At 65.7% G+C, this 15,429-nt stretch carries 16 protein-coding genes; 7 read left to right on the forward strand and 9 right to left on the reverse strand.

Annotated elements, in window-relative coordinates; all coding sequences use genetic code 11:
• The first annotated feature begins 184 nt into the window (after positions 1-184).
• Positions 185-2,842 carry an ExeM/NucH family extracellular endonuclease gene (locus HIM68_RS18125; protein ID WP_172175092.1) on the forward strand — a complete coding sequence of 886 codons (2,658 nt, stop codon included), beginning with the start codon at positions 185-187 and terminating at the stop codon, positions 2,840-2,842.
• Between the two features lie 3 nt (positions 2,843-2,845).
• Here HIM68_RS18125 and HIM68_RS18130 read toward each other — a convergent pair whose 3' ends face one another.
• From HIM68_RS18130 to HIM68_RS18140, 3 genes are read right to left on the reverse strand one after another with little or no spacing between them, the layout of a single operon-like run.
• A complete protein-coding gene (locus HIM68_RS18130; protein WP_172175095.1) occupies positions 2,846-4,012 on the reverse strand; it encodes a PrpF domain-containing protein in 1,167 nt (388 codons plus the stop codon).
• Positions 4,013-4,016: 4 nt separating this feature from the next.
• The gene (locus HIM68_RS18135) at positions 4,017-5,297 is read right to left on the reverse strand and encodes an aromatic acid/H+ symport family MFS transporter (protein ID WP_172175098.1); all 1,281 of its coding nucleotides are present in this window, start codon (positions 5,295-5,297) and stop codon (positions 4,017-4,019) included.
• Between the two features lie 28 nt (positions 5,298-5,325).
• On the reverse strand, positions 5,326-6,783 hold the full coding sequence (locus tag HIM68_RS18140) for a benzaldehyde dehydrogenase (protein ID WP_172175101.1): 1,458 nt from the start codon (positions 6,781-6,783) through the stop codon (positions 5,326-5,328).
• A gap of 184 nt (positions 6,784-6,967) precedes the next feature.
• Here HIM68_RS18140 and HIM68_RS18145 point away from each other — a divergent pair, with 184 nt between their 5' ends.
• Positions 6,968-7,738 carry an IclR family transcriptional regulator gene (locus HIM68_RS18145; RefSeq protein WP_039207955.1) on the forward strand — a complete coding sequence of 257 codons (771 nt, stop codon included), beginning with the start codon at positions 6,968-6,970 and terminating at the stop codon, positions 7,736-7,738.
• Positions 7,739-7,754: 16 nt separating this feature from the next.
• Here the strand turns inward: HIM68_RS18145 and HIM68_RS18150 are convergent, their stop codons facing one another.
• Together HIM68_RS18150 and HIM68_RS18155 are read right to left on the reverse strand one after the other, a co-directional pair.
• The gene (locus HIM68_RS18150; RefSeq protein ID WP_139907082.1) at positions 7,755-8,141 is read right to left on the reverse strand and encodes a DUF1304 domain-containing protein; all 387 of its coding nucleotides are present in this window, start codon (positions 8,139-8,141) and stop codon (positions 7,755-7,757) included.
• A complete protein-coding gene (locus HIM68_RS18155) occupies positions 8,138-8,401 on the reverse strand; it encodes a DUF2277 domain-containing protein (RefSeq protein WP_039207958.1) in 264 nt (87 codons plus the stop codon). The genes HIM68_RS18150 and HIM68_RS18155 overlap by 4 nt, the downstream gene beginning before the upstream one ends.
• Positions 8,402-8,482: 81 nt before the next feature.
• Between HIM68_RS18155 and HIM68_RS18160 the strand changes: the two genes are divergently transcribed.
• Positions 8,483-9,214 (forward strand): GTP pyrophosphokinase family protein, encoded by a 732-nt coding sequence (locus HIM68_RS18160; protein ID WP_172175104.1) that lies wholly within the window; start codon positions 8,483-8,485, stop codon positions 9,212-9,214.
• Here HIM68_RS18160 and HIM68_RS18165 read toward each other — a convergent pair.
• On the reverse strand, positions 9,195-9,773 hold the full coding sequence (locus HIM68_RS18165; protein ID WP_172175107.1) for a dihydrofolate reductase family protein: 579 nt from the start codon (positions 9,771-9,773) through the stop codon (positions 9,195-9,197). The genes HIM68_RS18160 and HIM68_RS18165 overlap by 20 nt on opposite strands.
• Positions 9,774-9,971: 198 nt before the next feature.
• Here HIM68_RS18165 and HIM68_RS18170 point away from each other — a divergent pair, with 198 nt between their 5' ends.
• On the forward strand, positions 9,972-10,730 hold the full coding sequence (locus tag HIM68_RS18170) for an SDR family NAD(P)-dependent oxidoreductase (protein WP_172175110.1): 759 nt from the start codon (positions 9,972-9,974) through the stop codon (positions 10,728-10,730).
• A 36-nt stretch (positions 10,731-10,766) separates the two neighbouring features.
• On the opposite strand, the gene HIM68_RS18175 is transcribed toward HIM68_RS18170, so the two are convergent.
• On the reverse strand, positions 10,767-12,275 hold the full coding sequence (locus tag HIM68_RS18175) for a multicopper oxidase family protein (RefSeq protein ID WP_172175113.1): 1,509 nt from the start codon (positions 12,273-12,275) through the stop codon (positions 10,767-10,769).
• Positions 12,272-12,676 (reverse strand): hypothetical protein, encoded by a 405-nt coding sequence (locus HIM68_RS18180; RefSeq protein ID WP_172175116.1) that lies wholly within the window; start codon positions 12,674-12,676, stop codon positions 12,272-12,274. Before HIM68_RS18180 ends, HIM68_RS18175 begins: the two co-directional genes overlap by 4 nt.
• Before the next feature lie 152 nt (positions 12,677-12,828).
• Between HIM68_RS18180 and HIM68_RS18185 the strand changes: the two genes are divergently transcribed.
• The 3 genes from HIM68_RS18185 to HIM68_RS18195 all read left to right on the forward strand — a co-directional run bounded on the left by HIM68_RS18185 (position 12,829) and on the right by HIM68_RS18195 (position 15,057).
• A complete protein-coding gene (locus tag HIM68_RS18185) occupies positions 12,829-14,007 on the forward strand; it encodes a histidine kinase (RefSeq protein ID WP_172175119.1) in 1,179 nt (392 codons plus the stop codon).
• Complete coding sequence (locus tag HIM68_RS18190) at positions 14,004-14,684, forward strand: response regulator transcription factor (RefSeq protein ID WP_172175122.1); 681 nt, start codon at positions 14,004-14,006, stop codon at positions 14,682-14,684. Before HIM68_RS18185 ends, HIM68_RS18190 begins: the two co-directional genes overlap by 4 nt.
• A 121-nt stretch (positions 14,685-14,805) precedes the next feature.
• Positions 14,806-15,057: a hypothetical protein gene (locus HIM68_RS18195; RefSeq protein ID WP_172175125.1), complete on the forward strand. Its 252-nt coding sequence runs from the start codon at positions 14,806-14,808 to the stop codon at positions 15,055-15,057.
• An 18-nt stretch (positions 15,058-15,075) separates the two neighbouring features.
• Here the strand turns inward: HIM68_RS18195 and HIM68_RS18200 are convergent, their stop codons facing one another.
• On the reverse strand, positions 15,076-15,429 hold the full coding sequence (locus HIM68_RS18200; RefSeq protein ID WP_172175128.1) for a VOC family protein: 354 nt from the start codon (positions 15,427-15,429) through the stop codon (positions 15,076-15,078).

The following is a 15,429-nucleotide window of genomic DNA, read 5'->3' on the forward strand; positions in this document are numbered from 1 at the left end:
AGTTCTGGGGCAGGGCGGGTTGTGTAGGATGAGTGCCACCCGTGGCACTCAGTGGACTGTTCGACTGTTCACAAGCTGTTCACATCTTCGCCGCTGTCGTCGATGAGTGAGCCGCTAGGGTGCAAGGGACTGCGTACGTGATCGTCACGGTGCGCACAGCCGCTCATCCGCCCGAAAGGCTCCCATGAAAGTCACGACCACCCTCTCTTCCGCCGCGGCGCTCAGTCTCGTCGCGGGCCTGGCCCTCCCCCTCGCACCGGCAGCCGCAGCAGATGCCGCCGCAGACAGCGACATCCGCATCTCCGAAATCGCCTACACCCTCGCGACCGACTTCATCGAAGTCGCCGCCGACCCCGGCACCGACATCTCCGGGTGGACCTTCGGTTCGGTGACACGCGGCGGCAGCGTCCAGGCGCAGGAGAACACCGTCACCGTGCCCGAGGACACGACGGTCGGCGATTCCGGTGCCGTCGCGATCGACGTGCCGATCACGAACTCCGTCAAGGCCGGTTCGGCCGCCGACGGCGAGTACGGCTCGAGCGCCTTCGTCATCGACGATGACGGCGAGCTGGTCGACTTCCAGCAGATCGGCGGCGTCGTCGACGGCAAGGGCGTCACCGGCACGAAGAACACCTTCACCCCCGCGCCCGTCATCGGCCAGGAAGCCGAACCGACCGGTGCGACTGCCGCCGGCGGCCAGTCGATCCAGCTCACCGGCGAGGTGTGGAAGTCGGCACCCCCCACCCCGAACGCCCTGCCCGACGGCAACGACAACGGCGACGGCGAAACTCCCCAGGGCGTCACGCCGATCGCCGACATCCAGGGCACTGGCGACGCCAGCCCCATCCAAGGCAAAACCGTGACCACCCGCGGTGTCGTCACCGCCGCTTACCCCGAGGGCGGGCTGAACGGCTACTACATCCAGACCCCGGGCACCGGCGGAGCCGACCGTGCCGACGGTGCAGCATCCGACGGCATCTTCGTCTACTCCCCCGACACCGTCGCCGATATCAGCATCGACGACCACGTCGAGGTCACCGGCACCGTATCCGAACACTACGGTCAGACCCAGATCTCCGTATCCGCGTCCGGTCTCAAAACGGTCGACGAACCCGCCGAGGCGGTCAAACCCGTCGAAGACGCCTTTCCAGCAGGAGATGAGAAGCGCGAATCCCTCGAAGGCATGCTCCTGCAGCCGAGCGAATCGCTGACCGTGGCCGACAACTACAACACGAATACGTACGGCGAGGTCGTCCTCGCCACCGGTGAGGGCACGCTCGACCAGCCCACCGACGTCCACCGCCCCGGCACCCCCGAGGCGAAGGCTCTGGAAGCCGAGAACCTCGACCGTGAGGTCGTCCTCGATGACGGCGCCACCGTGAACTTCCTCAAGGCCGATAAGGACATCCCCCTGCCCTACCTCAGCAAGGAGGACCCGGTCCGCGTCGGTGCGCAGGCGAACTTCACCTCCCCGGTCGTGCTCGGCTTCGATCACGAGAAGTGGCGGTTCCAGCCGACGACCCGTCTGACCGGGGACAACGCCGAGGCGGTCCAGCCGACCACTTTCACCGACACTCGCACCGAGGCCCCCGAGGCCGTCGGCGGGCAGGTCAGCCTCGCCAGCTTCAACGTCCTCAACTACTTCACCACCACCGGTGACCAGCTCTCTGGCTGCCAGTACTACGACGACCGCGAGGGCAACCACATCACCGTCCGCGGCGGCTGCGATGCCCGCGGTGCCGCGAATGCGGAGAGTCTCAAGCGTCAGGAGACGAAGATCGTCACCGCGATCAACAAGCTCGACGCTTCGGTGGTCTCGCTCATGGAGATCGAGAATTCCGCCGCGTTCGGCAAGGACCGCGACGACGCGCTGGCGACCCTGGTCAAGCGCCTCAACGAGGCCGCCGGAACCGAGAAATGGGACTTCGTCGACTCCCCTGCCGCCGTTCCGTCCGATGAGGATGTCATCCGCACGGCCCTGATCTACCAACCCGCCGAGGTGGCCCCGCAGGACGAATCCACGATCCTTGATGACCAGGATGCGTTCTCCAATGCCCGCGAACCCCTGTCCCAGGCGTTCGCGCCGAAGGACGGTACCGGTGAGATCGAAAAGGACAAGACCTTCGTGACGATCTCCAACCACTTCAAGTCCAAGGGATCCGGGTCAGGTCCGGGCAACGAGGACTCCGGTGACGGTCAGGGCGCGTCGAACGCCGATCGCGTGAAGCAGGCCGAAGCGCTCGTCGGGTTTGCCGGTGACCAACAGGAGGCAACGAACAGCGACCTGGTCTACCTCCTCGGCGATTTCAACTCCTACACTCAGGAGGACCCGATGCAGGTCTTCTACGAGGCCGGATACAAGGACATCGCGGCGGAGAAGACGGACGAATCCACGTATGTCTTCGGTTCGCGCACAGGCAGCCTCGATCATGTCCTCGCCCTCGACGCCTCGGACGAAGCCGACGGTGCAGGCACGGAGGCAACGGCCTTCGGCTCCGTCACCGGGGCCGATGTCTGGAACATCAACTCGGTCGAGTCCCTGGCGCTCGAATACAGCCGCTTCAACTACAACGTCAGCGACCTCTTCGCTCCGGACCAGTTCCGGGCTTCCGACCATGATCCGGTCGTCGTCGGCCTCTTCGACTCCTCAGATGAAGGCGGGGACGACGACGCCGGAGCAGACGCTGCGGAAAACGCCGACGCCGACGGTTCGAGCGACCACCCCGGCGGAAAGAACGCGGGGAAGAACGGTGGCAAGAACGGCAACCATTGGGGCAGCCGCGACGGTGATCACCCTGGAGGCAAGAACGCCGGGAAGAACGGTCGCCACAACGGTTGGTGACGCTTAGTCGGTGACGGCCACCTGCCCCCGCATGAGCACTCGTGCCGTGCGAAAGAGGGAGGCGGCCGTCACCGTGTCCGCGTCGAAGACGGCACCGGCCGTGACGACGCCCGAAGGGGTGGCCAGCCGCACTTCCGGCCCGACATTTTTGTCTTCGTCCCCGGTGTCGGACCCGGGCCTGGAGCGTCGGATGATGCGGTTGATGATCGTGTCCGGGATCTGCGCGGCCGCGGCCAGGCACATGGCTCCGGTTCCGGGCACGGCTTTGTGCGTCTGCCCCATGGAGATCATTCGCACGAGCAGGTCGGCCTCCTCGGCGGCCAGGGTCGTTCCGTCGAGCAGTCGGGTGGGCTGTGGGGCGGTGACCACGGCGACCTTCGGCACGACGTCCGGCGCTTCCTCCGGTGACTCACACAGCCCCATCCGCACAGCGGCGTTGCGGCGCAGCTCCGCGATCATGCCCATCGCGTGCTTGTTCGCGTCGATCTCCTCCGGAGATTCGGTGCCCTTGAGTCCGATCGCAGCACCCGGGACGATGACGACGGGCAGGGTGGCGTCGACGAGGCTGACCTCGAACATCGCCCCACCGGCAGTGATGGACTCGGCTGCCTTCCCCGTCGGTAGGAGTCCGGCGGTGCGGCTGCCGGCCGGGTCGGGGTAGATGAGTTCGAGCGGTGCGCCCGTTCCGCTGACTCCGGGCAGCACCAGATCTCCCGTAACGTCGGCCTGCCCATCGACGACGCCGAGGCCGACGTCGACGAGTTTCTGCGTGTTCGTATTGAACAGCCGGAAGACATGCCATCCATCGGCTGCGGAGATCAGCCCGGCCGACAAGGCGAAGGGCACGACCCCGGACGACAGATTTCCGCAGTTGCCGGAATAGTCGACGGCCGCCTCGGTGACGGAGACCTGACCGAACGTGTAGTCGAGGTCGACCCCATCCCTCGCCGAGGCGGCCACGACGACGATCTTCGACAGCGAGGAGATTCCCCCGCCCATTCCATCGAGCTGACGGCCGAACGGATCGGGCGAGCCCATCGCCTGGCAGAAGATCGTGTCCCACTCCGCCGTGTCCCCGTCGGGACTCAGCGACGGCAGCGCGGATTCGCTGAAGAACAGTCCCTTGCTTGTGCCGCCGCGAACGAACGTGGCATCGATCCACCGAGACATGCTTTCAGCGTAGCGACTTCGGCACGATCGCCATGGCAGCGAACCCGAGGACTGCCACGACGGCGAAGAGGTAGAAGCCCCACGGGTAGGCGATGCCCGCGGTGACGAGGGCACCGGTGATGAACGGACCGACGATGGCACCGATTCGCCCGATGCCCGAAGCCATGCCCAGCGCGGTGCCGCGGGCCTGAGCCGGGTAGATGGCCGAGACGAAGGCGTAGACGAGCACCTGGGCGGAGAAGACGAAGACTCCGGTGATGAATACCGCGATGTTGAGCAGCACCTGGCTGGTCATCGGAATCGACAGTGCGGCGAGGAAGATGGCTGCGAGGACGAACCACATGAGCACGATCTTCTTCGTCCCGTGCTTATCGGCCAGCCAGCCGGCCAGGACGAGTCCGACGACGGCGCCGATGTTCATGACGAAGAGCATGACCAGCGAGTCCGAGACCTCGTAGCCGGCGTCGGCCATGATCTTCGGCAGCCAGGTGTTGAGTCCGTAGACCAACAGGAGTCCCATGAAGCTCGCTGCCCACACGCCGATGGTCACCAGCGCCAGCTTGCCCTCGAAAAGTCCCGCCATTCCTGTCTTCGCCTGCGCGTCGACGGTGCCGGACGGGTCGACGGCGTCGGCGTCCACCGCTTCCGCGGCAGCGGGGTTGCGTTTGAGTTCCTGAGCGATGAGGAAGACTTCGGATTCGGGCAGCTTCCAGATCAGGAGGGGCACCATGACGAGGCCGGCGATTCCGCCGGCGAGGAAGAGCAGGTGCCAATTGTGGGAGTAGGCGACGGCCAGCAGGGAGATCGCGACGGCGCCGGCATGGTAGCCGGTCATCGTCAGCGTCGTGGCCTTTCCAGTCTTACCCGACTTGTTGTACTCGCTGATGTAGGCGAGAGCGCTGGGCATCACGGCACCGAGGAACAGTCCGGCGATGAACCGGTAGGTGGTGAACAGTGCGACGTTCGGAGCGAACGCGACGAGCAGAGTGAAGACGCTGAAGCCGATGACGCAGCCGATGATCGCCCACCGTCGTCCGATCCGGTCGACGACGGGGCCGACGGATACGGCGCCGAGGCCGACGCCCACGAGGCTGAGCGTGGCCACCATTGTGGCCGCCTCTGGGGTGAATCCGAGGGCCTCGGTGGCCAGCAACTCAGGGATGACCGCGCCGAGGACGACGAGGTCGAAGCCCTCCAAAGCGACAGCCAGCCAGCACAGGACGGCCGGCCAGCGGCCCGCCGAGGCGGAACCGGTCGTGGATGCGGATGGGGTGGTTGCGGACATCGGTGTCTCCGGGGTGTTGTCGTGCAGGTCAGAACGGGTAAGGCGCGATGGACGAGCGCATCGTCACCCATTGGGTTTCGGTGAAGGCTTCGATGTTGGCCTCAGCCCCGCCGAAACGGGATCCGTTGCCGGAGTCCTTCATGCCACCGAAGGGGACGTTGGCCTCATCGGAGACGGTCTGTTCGTTGATGTGGACCTTCCCTGTGTCGACGAGGTCGGCGAGGTCCATGGCCAGACCCACATCGCCGAGGATGCCCAAGGAGAGTCCGTATTCGCTGGCATTGACCATCTCGGCGGCTTCTTCGAGGGTGGAGAAGCGGGCCACCGGGGCGACGGGTCCGAAGATCTCCTGCGCCCAGGCGGGGTTCGAAGGGCTGAGGTCGGTGAGCACCGTGGGCGGGACGAAGGCCCCTTCGCCCGGCCCGCCGGCGACGAGTGTGGCACCGTCGGCGATGGCTTTGTCGAGGATGTCGCGGACGTGGGTGCGCTGTTTCTCGTCGATGATCGGTCCGATCGCGACCTCCTCGGTGGCGGGGTTGCCCACCGGCAGGTTGCGGGCGCGTTCGGCCAGCTGTTCGATGTATTCGTCGTAGATGGATTCGTGGACGAGGTGGCGGCCTGTGGTCATGCAGATCTGGCCTTGGTGCATCCACGATCCGAAGGCCCCCGCCGAGGTGGCGGGACCGACCTCGGCTCCGGGAAGGACGACGAGCGCATTGTTGCCCCCGAGCTCGAGGTGGCAGCGTTTGAGGAGGCGACCGGCGGCTTCGCCGACCTTGCGTCCGGCCGCGGTGGAGCCGGTGAACGAGATGACGGAGACCTCGGGTGCGGCGACGACGGCTTCACCGGCGTCGAGACCGCCGGGCAGGACCTGGAGCAGTCCTTCGGGCAGTCCCGCCTCGGCGAAGACCTTCGCGATCGCCACTCCGGCGCACACGGCGGTGCGGGGGTCCGGCTTGAGCAGGACCGCGTTGCCCAATGCCAGGGCCGGGGCGACGGAGCGCATGGCGAGGATGAGGGGGAAGTTGAACGGGGCGATGACGGAGACGACTCCGGCGGGCACTCGGCGGGCGAAGGACCACCGGGGTTCGTTCGAGGTGAGCACCTGCCCCTTGGGGTGGCTGGGCAGGGCGGAGGATTCGAAGCAGATGGCTTCGGCCGAGGAGAGTTCGAGTGCGGCCTTCGGCGGGATGGAGCCGGCTTCGCGGATGATCCATCCGGAGAGCTCTTCGGCGTGTTCGGCCCACAGAGCACCGGCGCGGCGCAGCACTGCAGCCCGTTCGGCCGGGGTGGTCTTCGCCCATTCCTTCTGTGCAGCGGCGGCTCGCGTGGCGGCGGCGGTGACGTCGTCGGCGCTGGCGGCACCGAGGCGGCCGAGGGTCTCACCAGTGGCCGGTTCGATGACATCGTAGGTCTCTCCTGAGCCGGCGGCCCAGGTGCCGGTGAAGATCTTCTCGTGCCAGTCGGTTCCCAGGAAATCAGTCATTGTCTGTCCTCACTTCTTTGTCGGGGCGGGTCATGTCTGTGGTTCCGTGCAACGAGCCGACCTGCGGGCACAGTCAACGAAGGACTGTGGTGCACCTCTCGTCAGAGTAGTGACCCGCACCACCCGAAGCCACAGTACTCCCATTCATTGAGAATTTTGATGGCGAGCCGCTAGAATCCGAGGCATGGCGAACTCTCCTTCCGGCGACTCGATGATCGATCGGCTCGTGCGCGTGCTCGCATCCTTCGACCCGGACCATCAGAGCCTGAGCACCGACGAGATCGCCGAGCGTGCCGAACTGCCGAAGTCGACGGCCTACCGACTCATCGGTGAGATGATGCGTCACGATCTGCTCCAGCGCGACCCCAACGGCCGCATCCGGATCGGCGTCGGGATGTGGGAGCTGTCGAACCGCGCCTCCGATGCCGTCGATCTGGCTTCGGTGGCCAGACCGCACATGATGGGTGTACACGAGTTCGTCGGTGAGAACACCCAGTTGGGCATCCTGCGGGAGCGGGAGGTGCTCATCATCGAGCGCATGTCGGCGCCGAATGCGGTCATCCACCGGTCGAAGACCGCCGGTCGACTGCCGGCTCATGCGTCGTCCTGTGGACTCGTGCTCTTGGCTTATGCGCCCAAACATGTTCGTGAGGCGTATCTGCGGGGGCCGCTGTCTGCCATCACGGAGAAGACGACAACGGATCCTGCAGCTCTGCGCAAGATGTTCACTTCCATCCGCTCTCACCATTTCGCCGAGCTCTCCGGCCATATCGATGAGGGCACGACAGGAATCACGGTTCCTGTCTTCGACGCCGGCGGGGCGGCGATCGCCGGGCTCGGCGTCGTCATCGATTCGGAGCACCGTAAAGGCGTGCCCGCGATCATGCGGGTCCTGCGGACCGCCTCGGCGAGGATCACGCAGGACCTTACCGCCGATCATCGATTCGCCGGCTGAGTCAGATCGCTGCGACTCAGACCAGCACACCGACGAGTAGGCAGACCACACCGAACAACGGCAGCGTGCCCTGTTTGAGCGCGGAGGCGAGCAGCTCACGGCTTGAGAGTGCGAGCACCAGCGCTGCGGCGAGCATCGATCCTGCCCCGACGAAGACGAGGGTGAGACCGACCGCGGCAGAGCCTGCGCCGAAGACGATGAGGCCAATGAACACAGCGAGGGCCAAGAAGAGGTTGTAGAAGCCCTGGTTGAAGGCCAGGGACTTCGTCGCCGCAGCCTCGGCTTCGGTCGTGCCGAACGTGGCGCGGGCACGTGGACTCGTCCAGGCGATGGACTCCAAGTAGAAGATGAAGACGTGCAGGGCGGCGGCGAGGCCGGCGAGGACAAGTCCGGCGATCGTCATGCGCGAGCCGCGAATCTGGCTCGCCGCTTCTCCGCTTCCTCCTCTCGATTCTTCGGCGGCGCGTTCGTCACCAGCGCATCGAGGAGGTGCTGGGTGGTGTGGGCGATCTCCTCGACAGCAGCGTCGAAGGCCTCAGCATTGGCCTGCGAGGGCTTCGTCGTGCCGGCGATCTTGCGCACATACTGCAGTGCGGCGGCGTGGACTTCGTCGGAGGTGGCGGCAGGTTCGAAATTATGGAGGGTCCTGATGTTTCTGCACATGCCAAAACGGTACTCCTCGGCACTGACACAGAACAGATGTTCCGCCGATACACTGAGGCCACAATGGAGATCCGGAAAGAGATGACGCCAACAGAGACCGCCCTGACACCACAGCAGATCGAAAGCATCCGTCAGCTGCGCCTGGATTTCTCGCAGCTGATCATGCACCACCGCTTCGTCATCGACGAGGTGCTCACGAAGATCTCGATCCTGCGCGAGGAGTCCGTCCACACGCGCAGCTACAACCCGATCGAGCACATCTCCTCTCGCGTGAAGTCGCCACGGAGCCTGCTGGAGAAGGTCCACCGTCGGGGCCTGCCGCTCGACACCGCGATCATCCGCCGCGAGATCACCGACATCGCAGGCATCCGCATCACCTGCAGCTTCATCGCCGACACCTACCACGTCCTCGAGCTGCTCACCGCGCAGAACGACGTCCGCCTCGTCGAGGTCAAGGACTACATCGCAGAGCCGAAGCCCAACGGCTACCGCAGCCTGCACGCGATCCTCGAGGTACCGGTGTTCCTCCGCAGCGGGCCGACCCCGGTCATCTGCGAGGTGCAGATCCGCACGATCGCGATGGACTTCTGGGCGAGCCTCGAACACAAGATCCACTACAAATTCGACGGCGACGTTCCCGAACGTCTCGTCGGCGAACTCACCGAGGCGGCCGACGCGGCCAGCGAACTCGACCGGAAGATGGAACGCCTCCACGCCGAGGTCAGGAGCGGTTCACCGGATGTCGATTCCGGTGAGGAGTTCGACGAGGAGGCTCTGCGGATCCTTTGGGACCTCAGTCGGCGGGAGGGCTAGGCCTCTTGGGTCGGTACGTCCGACCGAAGCTGCGGGCATTCGCCGTATCGATCGCCTCGAGCTCCCAATCGACCCGCCGTCCGCCGGGAACATCGAAGATCCGGGTGCCGTCGCCGAGGAAGACCGGGGCGACGTAGACCTGGAGTTCGTCGATGAGGTCGACCTCGAGTGCCTGCCGGGCGATATCGGCGCTGATGATCTGGATGTCGCGGTCACCGGCGATCTGCTGGGCACGCTCGACCGCCTCGGTGATGGTGCAGTTCAGCGCGGTCACCGAGGCGTCCCCGGCCAAATCCTCGGGACGATGAGTGAGGATGAACTCCGTCCCCGACCACGCACCTCCGTATGGCTCGGACGTCAGCTCATCGCGTTCGTCGGCCTGATCCTTGGCCGCGTCGTAGCCGCGGCGGCCGGAGATGATGACGGCGACCTTCGACGCCATGCCCTCGGTGGTGCCTTCGGCGTTCGGCTCGGAGGCCGAGAGCCACGACATGTCATGGCCTGGCCCGGCGATGAATCCGTCGATCGAACAGGTGAAACCCCATGCCACTTTTCCCATCGCTCCCCCTCGAGCCGCAGCGATCATCAATCTAGTTGCAGATTGCAACCAGTTAACCATTGTTGCCGGCCTCGATCAATGCCCCGTGTGACCGAACAGGCCGACTTACAGCGGAATGTTCTCCGACTCTTCCTCGTTACGCCTGGTGAGAGCCACATCAGCTGGGCCCGAGGATTTTCGAGAAAGAGAGTCACCACCATGGCAGATTTCACGAACAAGGTCGCACTCGTCACCGGAGGCGGATCGGGCCTCGGAGAGGCGATTTCCAAGGACCTCGCTTCCAAGGGCGCGAAGGTCGTCATCACCGACATCAACCTCGAGGCAGCCGAGCGTGTCGCCGGTGAGGTCACCGAGGCCGGAGGCACCGCCTCGGCGATCAAGCAGGACACGTCCTCGAAGGAGGACTCGGAGAAGGTCGTCAAGTTCGCCGTCGACACCTACGGCGGACTCAACTTCGCCGTGAACAACGCGGGCATCGGCGGCAAGCAGGTGCCCGCCGGCGAGACCGACCTCGATTCGTGGGACAAGGTCATCGACGTCAACCTCAACGGCGTCCTCTACGGCATGCGCTTCCAGATCCCGGCCATGCTCGAGAACGGCGCAGCGGAGTCGGCGATCGTCAATATGGCTTCGATTCACGGAACCGTCGCCGCGATCAACAACGGCGCTTACACCGCAGCCAAGCACGGCGTCGTCGGCATCACGAAGAATGCCGCCGCCGAATACGGCACCGAAGGCTTGCGCATCAACGCAGTCGGCCCCGGCTACATCACAACTCCCCTGCTCGAATCGAGCCTGGACGCCGAAACGCTTGAAGGACTCAAGGCCAAGCACCCTCTCGGCCGCCTGGGCACCGCCGATGAAGTTGCAAAGGTCGTATCGTTCCTGCTCTCCGACGATGCCTCGTTCGTCACCGGCGCCTATTACCTCATCGACGGCGGCTACACCGCGGTGTGATCGCTCTGTCGATGACGCACGAGCACTGTCACCGCCTCAGTGCTCGTGCCCGGCCCCGTCATGCCCGGCCGGCACCCCGACTTCTGCCTCCTGACCTTGCTCGATGACGACGAACTGGCCCATCATGCCCTCGTCCTCGTGCAGCAGCATGTGGCAGTGATACATATACGGCATCGTCGGGTCGGCGAAGTCCTCGAATCGCATGAGCAGCCGGTAGTCGCGATTCGGTTCGAGGTAGATCGTGTCCTTCCTTCCGCTCATCTCCACCGGCGGCGCCTCCCCATCAACCGAGAGCACCTCGAACTGCACATCATGGATATGGAAGCTGTGCGGGATCGGCTGCTTGCTGCGCACCTCCCACACCTCGGTGTCACCGACGTAGGCCACCTCGTCGATGCGGTTCATGTCCATCCGCTCGCCGTTGATCTCACGTTCCTCGAGTTCGAACTTGCGGGTCTTGGCTGCCTCAGCCTCAATTAGAGCATCCTCCTCGACATGCGACGACGGTGACCATGCGGGTTCGGGAGCTGGCGTCAGGGTCTCGGCCGCACGGAATTCGAGAACGTCGAAGGAATCGTGTCCGCCCATCGTCGCCGGCACCGCCACCCCGCCGAGGTCGACCTCGGCCGAGCGCATCCGCACCGTCTCACCTGCGGTGAAGTCGACGACCACCTCGGCGCGCTCACCCGGTGCCAACCTCAGCCGATCGACCTCGGCAGGTTCGTCGAGGAGTCCGCCGTCACCGGCGATGAGATCCATCGACCGATCGGGGAATTCGAAGGCGTACGTCCTCGCCGTCGATCCGTTGAGCAGGCGCAGCCGCACCTTCTCCGATGTCACCTCCTGCACCCCGCCGATGGTGCCGTTGACCATGACGGTGTCGCCGAGCATCCCCGGTTCGGCCCCGTCGTCGCTGAGCTCGAGCTCACCATCGTCGAAAGACTTGTCCTGGACGATGAGCGGGAGATCGTCGACGCCGTACTCGTCCGGCAGATCCGCGTCGGCGCTGGCATCGTCGTCGAGGATGACCATCCCGGCCAACCCCTTGTACACGTGGTCCTCGGTCTTTCCATGTGGATGCGGGTGGTACCACAGGGTCGAGGCCTGCTGGTCGATCGTCCAGTGCGGCTTCCACGACTGACCAGGATCGATCATCTGGTGCGGACCGCCGTCCATCGTCGCCGGCAGATGCATCCCGTGCCAGTGCACGCTCGTCGGTTCGTCGAGGTCGTTCGCAACGTCGACGGCGACTTTCTCCCCGCGTTCGGCCCGCAGAGTGGGCCCGAGAAATGACCCATTGAATCCCCAGGTCTCCGTCGGTCCGTCCTGACCGGGAAACTCCGTCGACCCTTTCTCAGCGGTGAGGTCGAAGGTGCGCACTCCGCCGTTGACCGTCGATTCCGCCAACGGCGGGATGGCCAGTTCGTTGTCGAACTCGGCCTCCGTCACCGAGGTGGTCGACACTCCGCAGGCAGCCAGCCCGACCGCGGCGACCACCGCGACAGCGGCCCCGGCAGCGACAGAGGCGTGCGGGCGCCGTCTCATCGCTGCTCTCGCCTCCCGAGCATCGCCTGGATTCCGTAGGCTGCCAGTCCGGTGAGGGCGCCGATCCCGGCGCCCATTCCGAGGCTCGGGATGAGTGCCATGAACACCGCCGGCCCGCTGCTGATCAGCCCGGTCCCGGCGAGCAGTCCGCCGAATGCGAGGGTGAGGAAGCCGTGCGCCGCGCCGCAGATCGTCAGGGTGAGTACGGGCCGAGCGACGCGGGCGAAGCCGACGGTCCCGATCCACACCGCTCCGGTGAGACCGAGCAGGATGAGGGCGCGGACGGCGCCGTCACCGAGGATGGGCCACAGTCCGGTCAGCGGCCACAGCAGCGCCAGAGAGGACAGACCGACGATGAGCGGCCAGGACAGAGGACGTTTCGAATGTGTTGTCGTATTCATGTCCCCCACTCTTCCGGCCGGCCGGATCTGCCACATCGACACTGAGGCGTCAGTTTCTCCCGCCCCGAGGCGAGGCTCGAGTCGCCTGCAGGCGATTGCCCGATCGACGCCGAACGACTGCGGCGGACGCGTTTGCTCCGTAGTCTTGGACTATGGGTTCGGCAGATGTGAGTGAGACGGGTGAGGAGCGCGAGCGCCTCGCACCGTGGCTGACCGATGCCTCCCTGGCGGTTGCGGTGACCCTGGTGATCTCGCTGGTCATCGCCGCCGATGCCGAGTCCTCCCCGCTGCCCGGCGTCGCCTGGGCCATCGGCTTCGGTGCCCTGTTGCTCCTGCGTCGCCGTCTGCCGCTGACCGTTCTGGCCGTGACCGTGTTCGGGATCTTCGCCTACTACGCTCTGAATCTGCCGCCGATCGGCATGGTCCTGCCCGCCGTCGGTGCTCTCTACTCGACTGCCGAGGTGCGGCGCACCTCATGGGCGGTGCTCGGTGCTGCGGTCTTGATTGCCGTGTCGACGTTCTACCGGTTCGATGACCTCGATCCGCGCGCCCAACTGACCGGGTACGGCTTCGTCACTGAACTTGCCCTGGCAGCCGCCGCGATCGCCCTGGGGTCCGTGGTCCGTTTGGTCCGGGAGACCCGTACGCAGTCGGCGCGCATCGCCGCCCTCACCACTGCCGAGGAGTCCCGAGCCGCCGAGGCGCGGATGCACTCCGAACGAGTGCGCATCGCCCGCGACCTCCACGACACGATCGGCCATACCCTGTCCGTGGCTTCCCTGCACACCTCAGTGGCGGCCGAGGCCGTGGACCCGGACGACCGCGCGGCCGCACTCGAACGGGTGCGCGGTGCCACCTCGGAGGCACTGCGGGAACTGCGTCGCACGGTCAAGGTCCTCCGCGAGGAGTCCGCGGGTGCGACCGACCCGGGACCCGCCTCGGCGCTGGGGTTGGCTTCGATCTCCTCCGTCATCGAGTCGGCCCGAGCCGCCGGCCTCGACGTCACGGTCGACCTCGATGTCGATCCGGCACGGCTGCCGCGGGCCGTCGACGCCGCGGCATTTCGGATCGTCCAGGAATCGGTGACGAACGTGCTCCGCCATTCCGGGGCGAGCGCGGCCCGCATCTCCGGGCGGGTGCACGGCGACGAGCTCATCGTGCGCATCCACGATGACGGTCACAGCGGGGCCGCGGACACGGCCGCCGGTGCCGGCATCCGCGGGATGTCGGAACGGGCGGGACTGCTCGGGGGTCGCCTCGGTGCTGGACCGAACGGTGAAGGATTTGAAGTGATCGCGCATCTGCCGATCGAGGTTGAGGAGAACGAATGACCGAGACGATTCGCGTCGTCATCGTCGACGATCAGGAGCTGGTCCGAGCGGGTCTGCGACCTCTGGCCGAACGCGACGGAGACATTTCGGTCATCGCCGAGGCGGCGGACGGGAGGTCAGGGCTGTCGCATGTGCGGGAGCTGCGCCCCGATGTCGTACTCATGGACATCCGCATGCCCGTCATGGACGGGATCGAGGCGACGCGGGCCATCGTCGACGATGGTGCGTTGAACGGGGTCAGGGTGCTCATGCTCACCACCTTCGACGAGGACGAGAACGTGTTCGCCGCCATCCGTGCCGGTGCTGCAGGCTACCTGCTCAAGGACGTCTCTCCCGACGATCTGCGCGCTGCGATCCGCACGGTCGCCGCCGGTGATGCCCTGTTGTCTCCATCTGTCACCGCCGCGGTCATGCGGGTCGTCGCGGAGGGGCATTCACCCGATCCGGACGGGCATGGGCTCGATGAGCTGACTGAACGGGAGGTCGAGGTCCTCAGCGGAATCGGGCGCGGGCTGACCAATGACGAGATCGCTGCCGAACTCTTCCTCAGCCCCGCCACTGCTCGCACCTATGTCAGTCGACTGCTCACTCGTCTCGATGCCCGGGACCGCGCTGCCCTGATCGTGCTCGCCTATGAGACGGGGCTGGTTCGGCCGGGCGGTGCTTCACGCGGGTGATCGTCGGCTGCTCCCATCGAACGTCCTCAGATCCCCCAGTGCACACTCTGCTTGCAGGCGTAGCGTGGCAGGCACAGCCCAAATGGTTTGGACCGTGGACGAAAACATCAGGTGATCGACCATGAGCACGACACAGACCTATCAGTATCCGAAGCCCCTGGCGGTGGTTCTCGGCAAGAGGGCGGCGCTGTTCCTCTTCATCGGCGTCCTCGGTTTCCTCCTCGTCAAGATCGTCGGTCCGGTTCTGCAGACCGGCCCCGAATATGTCCTCGAGGCCGCCGTCTCCGGAATTCCGCTGCTCATCGCCGCCGGGTGTGCCGTCAGCGCACTGGCGCTGGCGGTCGTACACAAAGTGCGGCACAGGGCAGCGTGAACACTGCCCCGCGTCGGTTCACTCCGGATGCGCGACGATATTGAATACGTTGCCGTCGGGTGCGCGGACGAAGAACCGCCGTACTCCCCATTCCTCGTGGGTGAGCGGGTGGACGATCTCGATGCCCTGTTGCTGGGCTTCGGCAAAGGCAATGTCGACGTCCTCGACGAGCACCGAAGCCACGGGATTCGTCTGCCCGGTCTCATCGTCGGTGAGCACCTGCACGCTGGCGCCGGTGCCCGGTGAGGTGAAGCGTGCGACCCAGCCGAGATTGAATTCCTCGCTGCTCAGCCCGAGGAAGCCCGCATAGAACTCCCGCGCGGCGTCGAGGTCGTCGACCGCGATGTCGGGAACGACCCTGTTGACCTTCAT

It is taken from the genome of Brevibacterium sp. CT2-23B, from assembly GCF_013168765.1.
In the GTDB taxonomy this organism is placed as follows: Bacteria; Actinomycetota; Actinomycetes; order Actinomycetales; family Brevibacteriaceae; genus Brevibacterium; species Brevibacterium sediminis.